Raw genomic sequence first — 12,900 nt, 5'->3', positions numbered from 1 at the left:
TCACCTCAGCCTCTATCGCGATTCAGTGATGCATGACAAGTAATCGCCGACAGACACCCGCCATGTACACCGGAGAGTGAACCACTCCGGCGTGATCTCGTCAAACCCGCCTAAGCGCCGATTTGAGGGTGTAGCGTGCGCGGCGTCCACCTCAAGCTGCCGAGCCTAGAGCTAGACAGGTGATTCAGAATGATTCATGAGCACGAGAATCATGAGCCTCTCGCCGAGCAGGCGATCCAACGGCGCCCCCGACACCGCGGCATCGTCGCCGTTGACATCGAAGATTCGACCCGGCGTACCGACCCGTCCAAAGCGCAGTTGCGCCAGTCCATGTACGACCTGTTCGAACGGTCTTTGAACGCCGGCGGCATCACCGCCTCCCGTAGAGACCCTCTTGTGGATCGCGGAGACAGTGTTCTGGCGCTGGCCCATCCGGTGGACTTCGTCCCGAAGACCGCGCTGCTGGACACCGTCGTCCCTACCCTGGGCATGCTGCTCACCGAGCACAATCGGCGTCACCCGGCGCAGCAGTTCCGGCTGCGCATGGTCGTCCACGCCGGAGAAGTGACTTTCGATGACCGAGGTTGCTTCGGCGAGGCCCTCGACGTCGCGTTCCGGCTCTTGGACGCCGGCCAGGTGAAGCGGATCCTGCGCAACACCGACGCTCCGATGGTGCTCGTGGTCTCCGACGACGTCCACCGCTCCGTCGTACGCCACGGTTATGACGGCATTGACCCCAAGGCGTTCAGTCGGCTACTGCTGCCGCGCACCTCAAACCTGGTGCGTTCGGCGTGGGTTCGGGTGATCGGCGCGTCTCAGGGGCTCCCTGAACGGCCCGGTGGCCCAGTCGCGAGGATGGAGGACTACCGGCGGCGGGCATGATTCTCCGGCCGCGTGGGGCCGTACGTGAAAGGGGCGCCCCGGACGGGACGCCCCTTTCGAAACGGGAGATCAGTGCGAGACGGCGCCCAGGGCGTCGATGATGCCGTGGCCGTAGAAGCCGTTCCGCTTCTTGCCGCCCTCACACGTGTGCGTGGTCGTCACCTTCTTGTACGTGCCGTCCGACTGCAGGACGTACCGCGTGTAGGTGTACGCGGCCGGGGTCGGGCAGGCGTGTTCGGTGGCGGTGCCCTCCAGGATCGACTCCGCGCGGTCCGGGGACAGGGTGAGGCCGCCGTGGACGCGGTCGCGCTGGCCGTACCGGCTCACGATCAGTGCCACCACGCCCGTCGCGTGCGGGGAGGCCATCGACGTGCCCTGCAGATACTGGTAGTAGCCGCACGTCGAGCCCTTGCACGAGCGGACCACGTACGGCACGTTCGGGGTGCCGTCCGGGTTGAGCTCGCCGCGCTGCTCGGCCAATGACTTCGGGTACGCCGCCAGGATCGCCTTGGTCACGTCCGCCTTGCCGTCCGGCGTGTCGTAGGAGTCGCCGCCCGGGGCCGAGACCGCGACGTAGCCGTTGCCGTAGTCGGAGTAGTACGACTTGCGGGTGCTGATGCCCAGGGCCGAGACCGCGATGACGTTCTTGCCCTCACTCGGCTCCGAGACGCAGGACGGCGGGATGGTCCGCTCGTACGGGGCCTCGCCGGGCGTGGCCACGTAGTCCGGGCTGGAGGCGTCGACGATGGTCTTGGTGTAGTCGGTGGCGCCGTTGCCGGCCGCCGAGACCAGCGAGACGCCGTGCCGGTGCGCGTACGCCAGCGCCCGCTCCGAGGCCTCGATGACCGTACGCTGCTCGGCCTGGTACTCCGGCGAGTCGGCCGGGTTGTCCACGCAGTTGAACAGCCACGGATCGGTGTAGAAGCTCATGTTGACCACGTCGATCCCGTGGTCCGCCGAGTAGGTCAGGGCGTCGACCACCGGCTGCAGGAAGAAGTATCCGGAGTCCTGCCCGGCCCGGACGTTCACCAGCGTCACGTTCGGCGCGACGCCCGCCATGCCGAGGCCGTTCAGCGGTGAGGCGATCGTCGAGGCGACGTGCGTGCCGTGCTCGTTGTCGTCCTCGTCGACCGGGTCGACGCAGGAGGGGTGCTCGCACGGCCCGTCGACCTCGGTGCCGTCGGCGTCGACCGGGATGTCGGTGGTGAAGTTCCGGCTCAGCGCGCGGTCGAAGTTCGGCGCGATGTCCGGGTGGGTGCCGTCGATGCCGGTGTCGATCACGCCGACGAGTACGCGGCGGTCGCCCGGCTCCTTCTTGTACGAGCCGCCGGTCGTCGCGTGGATCAGCTTCATGTCCCACTGGCGGTCGGCGAGCGGTTCCACCGATCGTTTGTGGGAGGCGCCGGCCGTACGGGTGCCGCTCCGGCCCTCCTTCTCCACCGCCTGCGCCTTGGCCGCGGCGGCGTGCTGGAGCTTGGGCGCCTCTCCGACCGCCCGGTTGCGCGCGACGCCGTCCACCGCCGCCTGCTTGCGCGCGTCGGTGAGGAACGCCGTGTTGGCCGACCGTACGGTGGCCACGCCGATCGCGGTGTTCTCCTTGACGATGGTGCCACCGGCCGCCGCGACGGCCGAGTGCGCCTTCGCCAGGGACACCCCGTCCTTGTAGAGGACGACGTACTCGCTCGTCCGGCCCTGTGTCGTGTTACTGCCGGGTCCCGCCTGCGCGGGTACCGCGAGCGCCGCCGTGACGGCGGCGCAGGCGGCGAGGACTATGGCGCGCCGCACCGCACACCTCCATTGGATTCACCAAGAAACAGTAAAGACCTGGAGGCATCAGATACGGCCAGCGCGGCTAAAGTCCAGTGCTGCGTCTTATGTGAGCCATGGCCGCTTTTGGTCACTTATGAGAAAAATGCAGGTCAGCCGGTACGCAGAGCCATCGTCATGGCCTCCACCGCGAGCTGCGGATTCACGTTGGCCTCCAGCCGCTCGCGGCAGGTCATGATCGCCTCGAGCCGCTGCAGGGTCGCCTCCGGGGTGCCGCGGTAGGCCCGCAGCTCGCGCGCCCGCTCGGCGTTGACCAGAGTGACGTCCGCGCCGAGCTGGACGGCCAGCAGGTCGCGGTAGTACGAGGCGAGGTCGAGCAGCGCACGGTCGAGCGCGTCGCGCTTCATCCGCGTGGCCCGCGACTTCTGCCGGTCCTCCAGCTCCTTGAGCGCGCCGGCCGTGCCCCGGGGCATCCGGCCCTTGGCGCTCTCCCCCAGCGCCTGGCGCAGCGCGGCCGTCTCGGTGGCGTCCAGCTCGGCGCCGGCCGCCTTGGCCTCCGCCTCCGCCGCCTTGACCAGCGCCTCGGCCGCCGCGACCGCGGGCCCGAGGCCGGTCAGCCGCGATGGTACGGCGAGGACCTCCGCCCGGCGCCGCCGGGCCTCCTCATCGGTGGCGAGCCGCCGGGCCCGCCCGATGTGCCCCTGCGCGGCCCGCGCCGCCTGCTCCGCGACGTCGGGGTCGATGCCGTCCCGGAGCACGAGCACGTCGGCGACCGCGTCGGCGGGCGGCGTGCGGAGCGTCACGAGACGGCAGCGGGACCGAATGGTGACCACCAGGTCGTCCGGCGACGGCGCGCACAGCAGCCACACCGTACGGGCGGGCGGCTCCTCGATCGCCTTGAGCAGGGCGTTGGCGGCCTGTTCGGTGGACCGGTCGGCGTCCTCGAACAGCACGACGCGCCACCGGCCGCCGGTCGGCGACGACGCCGCGCGCAGGACCAGTTCGCGGGTCTCGCGCACGCCGTACGACAGCCCGGCGGGGCGGACGACCTCGACGTCGGCGTGGGTGCCCGACAGCACCTGGTGGCAGGAGGCGCAGTGGCCGCAGCCCAGGTCGGGACACAGCAGCGCGGCGGCGAACGCCCGCGCCGCGACCGACCGCCCCGAACCCGGCGGCCCGGTGAACAGCCACGCGTGGGTCATCCCCCCGCCGCCCGCACCGGCCAGCGCGTCGGCGCCCGCGCGCGCGGCGGCCTCCAGCTGCTCGATGACGGGCCCCTGGCCCACCAGGTCGTCGTAGACGGTCACGCGTCGATGGTAGTGCGCCGGTCAGTCCTTGATGGCGGGCATCGTGCTGGTCTCGTCCTCGGCGCTGGCCGGGACCGGGTCGGGCAGGATGGCGCGGACCCGGTCGTGGATCTGCCGGGAGATCTCCGGCTGCGCCCGCGTGCCGTCGATCACCAGGTAGCGGTGCGGTTCGGCGTCGGCGAGCGCGCGGAACCCGCGGCGTACGCGCTCGTGGAACTCGCGCGGCTCGGACTCGATCCGGTCGGCCGGCGAGGCGAACCGGGTCAGGCCGACGTCGGACGGGACGTCCAGCACGATCGTCAGGTCGGGCACGAGGCCGCTCGTCGCCCAGCGGTTGATCTCGGCGATCTCGGTGACCTTCAGCTCGCGGCCGGCGCCCTGGTAGGCGAGGGAGGAGTCGACGTAGCGGTCGGTGACCACGATCGCGCCCCGCCGCAGCGCCGGCTGGATGACCTCGGCGACGTGCTGGGCGCGGTCCGCGGCGTACAGGAGGGTCTCGGCCCGCGACGACAGCCCCGAGCTCTGCTTGTCGAGCAGCAGGGCGCGCAGCCGCATGCCCATCTTCGTCGAGCCGGGCTCACGCGTCATGACGACGTCGAAGCCCTGGTCGCGCAGCCAGATCGACAGCAGCCGGGCCTGCGTGGTCTTGCCGGCGCCCTCGCCGCCCTCGAAGGCGATGAACATGCCGTGTTCGCGGCCGGGCTCCTCCGGCGTGTAGCGCTCGCCGCGCAGCGCCGCCACGAAGTCGCGGACCAGCGGGATGCCCCGGCGGTCGTCCATGTGCCGGTACGCGATCAGGCCGACGATGACCGCGACCAGGGCGGCGATCACCAGTACGACGTTGGGGCCGTCGAAGCGGTAGACGTTCTTGCCGGGCAGGGTGAACCGATGGTCGCCGACCGCGCCGGCGATGAAGGGCACCGCGGCGACCACGAGGAGCAGCACGACCCGTACGAGCGACTGCAGGAACGCCCACGTGCGGCCGCGGACGCTGTCCTCCACCTCCAGGCCGATCAGCGTGTAGCCGACCACCCAGGCGATGCCCGCGCCCGCGCCGCACACCGCGGTCAGCAGCGCCACGATCACGAGGTTCGGGATGAGGGCGATCAGCGCCAGGGCGATGCCCGCGCCGATGATCGCCAGGCCGAAGAGCCGTCGGCGGCTGAACTCCTGCAGGATGCGGGGTGCCAGGAACATGCCCACGGCCATCCCGACGAAGACCATCCCGAAGACCACGCCGTACGCCGCGTCGCCGCCGCCGAGCGCCTTGACGTAGACCTTGGCGATGCCGATCACGGCGCCGCCGGCCGCGAAGGCGCCGAGGATGCCGATGGTCAGGCCGCGGACCAGCGCGGTGGAGCCGACGAACTTCCAGCCCGCCACGATCTGCTTGAGGATCGAGGGCACCGACACCTGGCCGCGCCGCTTGGGAATCTCCCGGAGCGAGAAGATCGTCGCCGCGGACACCAGGAACGTGACGGCGTTGATGTACAGCGCCAGGTTGGCCTGCTGCTGCGGGTGTTCGAAGAGCACCTTGGAGATCAGCGCCAGCACCGAGAACATCGCCGCCGCGACCGGCGCCGAGCCGTACGTCGAGACGAGGCTGATCTGGTTGGCGCGCTCAAGTTGCTCCTTGGGGACGATGTTCGGGATCGAGGCCTCCTTGGCCGGGATCCAGAACAGCGTCACGACCTCGATCAGGAACGTCGCGATGTAGAGCCAGTCGAGACGCCCCACGATCGGGATCGACAGGAACAGCGCGAACCGCAGGACGTCCGCGACCACCATCGTGATGCGGCGGTCGAACCGGTCCGCGACCGCGCCCGCGAGCGGGCCGAAGACCAGGGCGGGCAGCAGCTTGACGACGAGCACGCCGCCGATGGCGTAATTCTCCGCCGCGCCCTTGGTCAGCGAGCCGGCCAGCGCCGTGAGCGCGAGAATGCTCAGCCAGTCGCCGAAACTCGACAATGACAGGGCGATCCACAGCCGCCGGAACGGCTTGATCGAAAGCACACCGGCCGAGCTGCCCGTTCTGGTCATTGTGTCAGAGTATCGACACCGGACCCTGTCAGGAGCGGGACTTGGCGGGTCGTTTCCTCGTCGTCTTCTTACCGCCACCTGCGGCGACCTTCTCGCGACGCTCGGCGAGCAACTCCAGTGCGCGCTGTACGGTTATCGACTCCACTTCGTCGCCTTTACGAAGGCTGGCGTTCGTCTCCCCGTCGGTCACATAAGGACCGAAACGCCCCTCCTTGACCACGATCTGCCGACCGGTGCCGGTGTCCTCGCCCAGTTCACGCAGCGGCGGTGCGGAGGCGGCCCGCCCGCGCCCGCGCTGCTTCGGCTGCGCGAAGATCTCCTTGGCCTCCTCCAGGGTGACCGTGAAGAGCTGCTCCTCCGACTGCAGCGAACGGCTGTCGGTGCCCTTCTTCAGGTACGGGCCGAACCGGCCGTTCTGCGCCGTGACGGGCTCACCGTCGAGGTCGCCCAGCAGGCGTGGCAGCGACAGCAGCTTCAGCGCGTCGTCGAGCGTGACCGTGTCGAGCGACATCGACCCCAGCAGCGAGGCCGTGCGCGGCTTCGCCGACTTCGGCGCGTCGTCGGGCAGCACCTCGGTGACGTATGGCCCGAACCGGCCGGTCTTGGCGATGACGACGTGCCCGGTGCCGGGGTCGACGCCGAGTTCGCGGTCGCCGCTGGGCTGCGCGAACAGCTCCTCGGCCTTCTCGGCGGTCAGCTCGTCCGGCGCGATGTCCTCGGGGATGTTCACCCGCTGGCCGTCGCGGTCGAGGTACGGGCCGTAGCGGCCGACCCGGATCATGATGTCGGTGTCGGAGATCGGGAAGGAGCTGATCTCCTTGGCGTCGATCTCCCCCAGGTCGGAGACCAGCTGCTTGAGTCCCTCGCCGCCGTTGCCGTGGTAGAAGGTCTGCAGCCAGCGGACCCGCTCGGCCTCGCCCTGGGCGATCTTGTCGAGGACGTCCTCCATCTGCGCGGTGAAGTCGTAGTCGACCAGGTGGCCGAAGTGCTTCTCCAGGAGGTTCACCACGGCGAACGCCAGGAAGGAGGGCACCAGGGCGGTGCCCTTCTTGAACACGTAGCCGCGGTCGAGGATGGTGCCGATGATGCTGGCGTACGTCGACGGCCGCCCGATCTCCCGGTCCTCCAGCTCCTTGACCAGGCTCGCCTCGGTGTAGCGGGCGGGCGGCCGGGTGGAGTGGCCCTCGGCGGAGAGCTCGCTCGCGGTGAGCGGGTCGGCCTCCTCCAGGGCCGGCAGCCGGCGCTCCTGGTCGTCCAGGTCCGACGCCGGGTCGTCGGCGCCCTCGACGTAGGCCTTGAGGAAGCCGTAGAAGGTGATGATCTTTCCGGAGGCGCCGAACTCGGCGGTCTCCCCCGCGGTGGACTCACCCGTGACGCGCACCGACACCGACTGGCCGGCCGCGTCCTTCATCTGGCTGGCGACCGTGCGCTTCCAGATCAGCTCGTACAGCCGGAACTGGTCGCCGGACAGGCCGGTCTCGCCCGGCGTACGGAACGTGTCGCCGGACGGGCGGATCGCCTCGTGCGCCTCCTGGGCGTTCTTGACCTTGCTGCGGTAGACGCGCGGCTTGTCCGGGATGTAGTCGGCGCCGTACAGCGTCTGCGCCTGCGCGCGGGCGGCCTTGATCGCGGTCTCGGACAGCTGGATGCTGTCGGTACGCATATAGGTGATGAAGCCGTTCTCGTACAGCTTCTGGGCGACCTGCATCGTGTACTTGGCCGAGAAGCCCAGCTTGCGGCTGGCCTCCTGCTGGAGCGTCGTCGTACGGAACGGGGCGTACGGGCTGCGCTTGTACGGCTTGCGCTCGACGGACTTGACCGCGTACGGCCGGTCGCGCAGGCGTGCGGCGAGGCCCTGGGCGCTCTCCTCGTCGAGGTGGAGGATCTCGTCGGACTTGATCCGGCCCCGGGCGGTGAAGTCGCGGCCCTGGGCGACGCGCTTGCCGTCGAGCGCCACGAGCGTGGCGTCGAAGCTGGACGGCTCCTCCGGCTTGCCGGTCTCGAAGGTCGCGGCCAGGTCCCAGTAGCTCGCCGGGACGAACGCGATCCGCTCGCGTTCGCGCTCGACGACCAGCCGGGTGGCGACGCTCTGCACACGGCCCGCCGAAAGCTTCGGCATGACCTTCTTCCACAGCACCGGGCTGATCTCGTAGCCGTACAGCCGGTCGAGGATCCGGCGGGTCTCCTGGGCGTCGACGAGCTTGATGTTCAGCTCGCGGGGGGTGCGGGCGGCGTCGCGGATGGCGTCGGGAGTGATCTCGTGGAACACCATTCGGTGCACCGGCACCTTGGGCTTGAGCACCTCCTGCAGGTGCCACGCGATGGCTTCACCCTCGCGGTCCTCATCGGTGGCGAGGAGGAGTTCGTCGGCCTCTTGGAGGAGTTTCTTGAGCTTGGCGACCTGCTGCTTCTTGTCGGCGTTGACAACATAAAGCGGCTCGAAGTCATGATCGACGTTGACCCCGAGTCGCGCCCACGCCTCGCCCTTGAGTTTCGACGGGATATCCGCTGCTCTCTCGGGGAGATCGCGGATATGGCCGATACTGGACTCCACGACGTACCCGCTGCCGAGATAACCCGCGATGGTCTTGGCCTTCGCGGGTGACTCGACGATCACCAGCCGGGTGCCGCCTGGCTGCTTTGTGCCGTTCCTGTCGGGCACGATGCCTGAACCTCGCAAGTCTCGACTCGGGCGGGAGTCGCTCGGGTGCCGTTCCGCGGTCAACGGTGAGAAACAGTAGACCGGTTCCGCGGAAGAGGGTCCTCGCCCCCCGTTAGGACCCTAGACGGAGCAGAATAAGGGCAATGCTTGAGTACTCCTACCTAGTACTGCGTCTGCCGCGCGGCACGACACGTGACGCCGCCAGGCAGATCCTGGTCGAGCATGCCGAGCACGGTGGGTGGGAGCTTGTCCGCGTCCGTGTCTACCCGGACGGCAGACGCCGAATCCAGCTGCGCCGAAAGGTCATCCGCGCGAAGCGTACCCTCTGACCGGCGGCCACCCCTTGTCTCCTTCGACGCTACATCAATGTTCCGAAGGCGTGACCCGGGGCCGCCGAGGCGCCTCCCCCCTTTAATAGGGCTTTGCCTGCCCCGGGCCATGGCTCCGGGACAGGCAAAGCGGTCCTGCTCACCTCGCGGGGCCGACCCCCGCGACGTTGTCGGTCAGCGGCCGGACCGGCGGCCCAGACGGCGGGCCACCGAGATCGTGCCGGCCGAGGCGGCGAACATGCCGCCCAGCGCCAGCGCCATCAGCGCGCCGTTCCGCGCGCTCGTCGAGGACTCGGCCGCGGCGAGGCCGACCGGCGGGAGCTGCTTCGGCGGGCCGCCCACGACCGGAACGTTCAGACCGCCGCCGAGCGGGTTCGCCACCCCGGCGGACTGCGGGTTCGTCCCCTGCGGGAGCTTCGGCAGGGCGGGCGTGGCGCCCATCGCGACCGGCAGGGCGCCGGTGCGCAGCGACGCGGGGTCGACCGGAAGCTGCGGCAGGCCGCTCATCCGCGCGCTGTACGGGGTGACGCAGTCGTCGCCGTACCCGCCGGAGGTGGCGCCGCAGCTGCCGAGCGCGTGCCCGACGACCGCGACGGCGTTGCCGCACGCGTCCACGGGCGCGGTGATCGGCGCGTGGACCTGGTTGCCGCCGCCGATGCTGCCGACGCCGGACGTACGGCCGTGGAAGCCGCCGGACGACGGGTAGGCGCCCGGCAGGGCCCCCTGGCAGCCCGCGACCGCGCGGCCGAGGACGGCCGCGGCGTTGCCGCAGACGTCGACCGGCGCGGTGATCGGCGCGTGGACCTGGTTGCCGCCGCCGATGCTGCCGACGCCCGAGGTACGGCCGTGGAAGCCGTGGTGCCCGTAGTACCCGCCCGGTCCGCCGACGCTCGCCCCGCCCTGGCAGCCGGCGAGCGCGTTGCCGATGGCGTTGCCGCAGACGTTGATGGGCGCGTTGACCGGCGCGTGGACCTGGTTGCCGCCCAGGATGCTGTGCCGGCCGGACGTACGGCTGCCGCCGCTGGTGCGGTAGCCGCTCGGCGCGACGCCGGCGCCGCCCCGGCAGCCGGCGAGCGCGTCACCGATCACCGCTGCGGTGTTGCCGCAGATGTTGACGGGCGCGGTGATCGGCGCGTTCACCTGGTTGCCGCCCAGGACGCTGTGGCGACCGGAGGTGTGGCCGTGACCGCCGCTGAGGCGGTAGCCCGTCACCGCCGCGCCGCCCCGGCAGCCGGCCAGCGAGCCGCCGATGACCGCGACCGCGTTGCCGCAGGCGTTGATCGGAGCGGTGATCGGCGCGTTGATCTGGTTGCCGCCGCCGATGCTGTGCCGGCCGGACGTGTGGCCGTTGCCGCCGCCGAAGCGGTAGCCGTTGACCGCCGCGCCGCCCCGGGATCCGGCGACCGCGTGGCCGATGGCCGCGACGGAGTTGCCGCTGACGTTAACCGGAACGGAGATCGGGGCATTGACCTGGTTACCGCCCAGGACGCTGCCGTCGCCGTCGGTCCCGTCGGCAAGGGCCGGAACGGCCCCGAGCGCGACGAAGCTCGCGGTGAGCAGGGTGGCACCTGCGGCGCCTTTCGCCCACATACGCATGTGATGCTCCTCATTTGGACAGGATTGACCGAACAACTTCTCGGGGTGGGTACGGCACGACCGCCTGGACCGCGGGCGTGCCGAAAACCGGTCCGTGTCATGCGTACGGACCGGTGGTGGGGTCCTAGTCAGGGGAGAAGGAGGGCTCGTCCGCCGCGGTGCGGACGACCGGGGGAAGCACGCCGGTGCGCAGGATGGGGATGGCGGGACGGCTGAGTGCCGTGACCGGCTCGGTCCTGCGGCGGACCCCGGCCGGATGGAAGCCGCCGAAGCCGTCGCCGCCGGCGGACGAGGGCGGCACTTGCCCTCGCTGCGGCAGCGGCCGCCTCGGGGCGGACGGCGCGTGCACCCGCTGGTGCGGCACGCGCTGGTGCGCCACGCGATCGGTGGAGACCTTCTCGGACGCCCCCGTTACGACGTGCGGCCCGATGTGGATCATCGGTCCGCCGGAGACTCCGGCTCGGGAACCGGCGCCGCCGTGTCGTTGTGTCCGAGAAGGGCCAGCCGAGCCCACCGGCGTGCGGGGCCGCGGCTTTTCCTTCACCGCGGGTGGCAGGGCGAGGATCGCCGGCGGACGGGCGGGCGTGAGAACCGTTCCGGACTCTTCGGTCTTTCTCTGCACGGCCGGGACGACACCGCGCGTGTCCAGCACGTCGGCCGCGAGTGCGGTCACGTGATCGACGGGCGCGGCGACGCTGGGAAGGCGTGCTCCCGGAACGGTGTCGGCGTGCGCCTGGTCGGCGTGTGCGTGACCGGCGACGCCCAGCAGCCAGCCGGCGACCGCGATGCCCGCCATGGTGAGCAGGCGCCGGATCACCGGCCTGGGCGTCAGGGTGCCCGGACAGCGTGCGACCGCGGAGGCGAACCTCCACACTCGCGACCGTCCAGAAACCACGCGCCCTCCTTGGCGTTGACCACCGTCACGGAGCGCGAGTGCGCTCCGTACGGTGGGTTACCGTAGCACCACGGAGAGCGATCATTGTGGCTGATTCAGATGTGGTCGAGAAAATGGTCGAGGACGCGGACGCCGAAACGGAGCCCGTCGACCGGAACTCGTTCGTCGATGCCGTGGAACATGCCGGAGAAGTCGAGATCTTTCGGAAGTTTCAGCGGCGCGAAGCCGTAGCACTTCATCCCCAGCGTCGAGAACGACTTGGCGTCCGTACCGCCCGAAAGGCAGTACGGAACCGGGCGCGCCTGCGGGTCGTGCGCGCGCAGCGCCGCCGCCATCGCCTCGACCAGCGGCCCCTCCCACTCGGTCTCCACGGCGATGTCGTGGTGCACGAACTCCCGGCTCACGTGCTCTCCCAGCAGCTCGTCGACCGTGTCGAAGAACTCCTCCTCGTGCCCGGGCAGGAACCTGCCGTCCACCTGAGCGATCGCGGTCTGCGGGATGACGTTCGCCTTGTAGCCGCCACCCAGGACGGTCGGATTCAGGGTGTTCCTGAGTGTCGCGCCGATCATCCTCTTCAGCGGACCCAGGCCCTCGACCGTCTTCTCCACGTCGTCCGGGTCGAACTCCGTCCCGTTCGCCTCGCAGAGCTCCTCGAGGAAGGCCCGCACCGTCTTCGTCAGCTGGATCGGGAACTCGTGCTCCCCCAGCCGCCCGACCGCCGCCGCCAGCGCGGTGACGGCGTTGTCGTGGTGCACCATCGAGCCGTGGCCCGCGGTGCCCGTGGCGGTCAGCCGCATCCACGCCAGGCCCTTCTCGGCCGTCTCGATGAGATACAGACGCTGGTCGTTCGGGAGGGTCAGGCTGAACCCGCCGACCTCGCCGATCGCCTCGGTGCAGCCCTCGAACAGCTCCGGGTGATTGTCGACCAGCCAGTGCGCGCCCCAGGTGCCGCCGGCCTCCTCGTCGGCGAGGAAGGCCAGGACGACGTCCCTCTCGGGCCGCCTGCCCTGCCTCAGCCGCTCGCGCATGACGGCCAGGACCATCGCGTCCATGTCCTTCATGTCGACCGCGCCACGGCCCCAGACACAGCCGTCGGCGACCTCACCGCCGAAGGGGGCACGGGTCCAGTCGTCCTTCTGGGCCGGCACGACGTCGAGGTGCCCGTGGATGAGGAGTGCGTCTCTCTCCGGGTCGGTCCCCTCGATCCGCACGACCACACTCGACCGCTTCTCGTGCGACTCGTAGATCTTCGGCTCGAGCCCGACGTCGGCGAGCTTCTCCGCGACGTACTCCGCGGCCTGACGCTCCCCGGGACCACTGTGATCCCCGGGGTTGCTGGTGTCGATGCGTATGAGCTCGCTGCACAGCTCGACGACCTCGTCCTCCGCCGAAGGGTGACTCACGGTGATCCTCCTTCTGTCG

The 12,900-nt window shown here is 70.3% G+C and carries 9 protein-coding genes; 2 read left to right on the top strand and 7 right to left on the bottom strand.

Annotated elements, in window-relative coordinates; all coding sequences use genetic code 11:
• Positions 1-189: 189 nt before the first annotated feature.
• The gene (locus ACQEV1_RS06175; RefSeq protein ID WP_433392203.1) at positions 190-882 is read left to right on the top strand and encodes a hypothetical protein; all 693 of its coding nucleotides are present in this window, start codon (positions 190-192) and stop codon (positions 880-882) included.
• Between the two features lie 69 nt (positions 883-951).
• Here ACQEV1_RS06175 and ACQEV1_RS06170 read toward each other — a convergent pair whose 3' ends face one another.
• The 4 genes from ACQEV1_RS06170 to topA all read right to left on the bottom strand — a co-directional run bounded on the left by ACQEV1_RS06170 (position 952) and on the right by topA (position 8,658).
• Positions 952-2,667, bottom strand: coding sequence for a S8 family peptidase (locus ACQEV1_RS06170; protein ID WP_433392200.1), 1,716 nt, complete (start codon positions 2,665-2,667; stop codon positions 952-954).
• A 134-nt stretch (positions 2,668-2,801) separates the two neighbouring features.
• The gene (locus tag ACQEV1_RS06165) at positions 2,802-3,956 is read right to left on the bottom strand and encodes a DNA polymerase III subunit delta' (RefSeq protein WP_285631575.1); all 1,155 of its coding nucleotides are present in this window, start codon (positions 3,954-3,956) and stop codon (positions 2,802-2,804) included.
• Positions 3,957-3,977: 21 nt separating this feature from the next.
• On the bottom strand, positions 3,978-5,996 hold the full coding sequence (gene tmk, locus ACQEV1_RS06160; RefSeq protein ID WP_433392197.1) for a dTMP kinase: 2,019 nt from the start codon (positions 5,994-5,996) through the stop codon (positions 3,978-3,980).
• Between the two features lie 28 nt (positions 5,997-6,024).
• The gene (gene topA, locus ACQEV1_RS06155) at positions 6,025-8,658 is read right to left on the bottom strand and encodes a type I DNA topoisomerase (RefSeq protein WP_285631569.1); all 2,634 of its coding nucleotides are present in this window, start codon (positions 8,656-8,658) and stop codon (positions 6,025-6,027) included.
• Between the two features lie 143 nt (positions 8,659-8,801).
• Between topA and ACQEV1_RS06150 the strand changes: the two genes are divergently transcribed.
• Positions 8,802-8,987 carry a DUF5703 family protein gene (locus ACQEV1_RS06150; RefSeq protein WP_285578209.1) on the top strand — a complete coding sequence of 62 codons (186 nt, stop codon included), beginning with the start codon at positions 8,802-8,804 and terminating at the stop codon, positions 8,985-8,987.
• Positions 8,988-9,161: 174 nt separating this feature from the next.
• Here ACQEV1_RS06150 and ACQEV1_RS06145 read toward each other — a convergent pair whose 3' ends face one another.
• The 3 genes from ACQEV1_RS06145 to ACQEV1_RS06135 form a co-directional block, all read right to left on the bottom strand.
• Complete coding sequence (locus ACQEV1_RS06145; protein WP_433392194.1) at positions 9,162-10,583, bottom strand: chaplin family protein; 1,422 nt, start codon at positions 10,581-10,583, stop codon at positions 9,162-9,164.
• Positions 10,584-10,707: 124 nt separating this feature from the next.
• Complete coding sequence (locus tag ACQEV1_RS06140; protein WP_285631564.1) at positions 10,708-11,478, bottom strand: hypothetical protein; 771 nt, start codon at positions 11,476-11,478, stop codon at positions 10,708-10,710.
• A 95-nt stretch (positions 11,479-11,573) separates the two neighbouring features.
• A complete protein-coding gene (locus tag ACQEV1_RS06135; RefSeq protein ID WP_433392192.1) occupies positions 11,574-12,881 on the bottom strand; it encodes a M20/M25/M40 family metallo-hydrolase in 1,308 nt (435 codons plus the stop codon).
• Between the last annotated feature and the right edge of the window lie 19 nt (positions 12,882-12,900).

It is taken from the genome of Actinoallomurus sp. CA-142502 (assembly GCF_050936355.1).
GTDB lineage: Bacteria > Actinomycetota > Actinomycetes > Streptosporangiales > Streptosporangiaceae > Actinoallomurus > Actinoallomurus iriomotensis.
Note: the sequence above shows the minus strand (reverse complement) of the source record. Positions and strands in the feature narration are given on the sequence as shown.

Bases quoted from the DNA above. Each gene is read 5' to 3' on its own strand.
- ACQEV1_RS06145 (WP_433392194.1), bottom strand. From the start codon at position 10,583: ATGCGTATGTGGGCGAAAGGCGCCGCAGGTGCCACCCTGCTCACCGCG.
- ACQEV1_RS06175 (WP_433392203.1), top strand. From the start codon at position 190: ATGATTCATGAGCACGAGAATCATGAGCCTCTCGCCGAGCAGGCGATC.
- tmk (WP_433392197.1), bottom strand. From the start codon at position 5,996: ATGACCAGAACGGGCAGCTCGGCCGGTGTGCTTTCGATCAAGCCGTTC.
- ACQEV1_RS06150 (WP_285578209.1), top strand. From the start codon at position 8,802: ATGCTTGAGTACTCCTACCTAGTACTGCGTCTGCCGCGCGGCACGACA.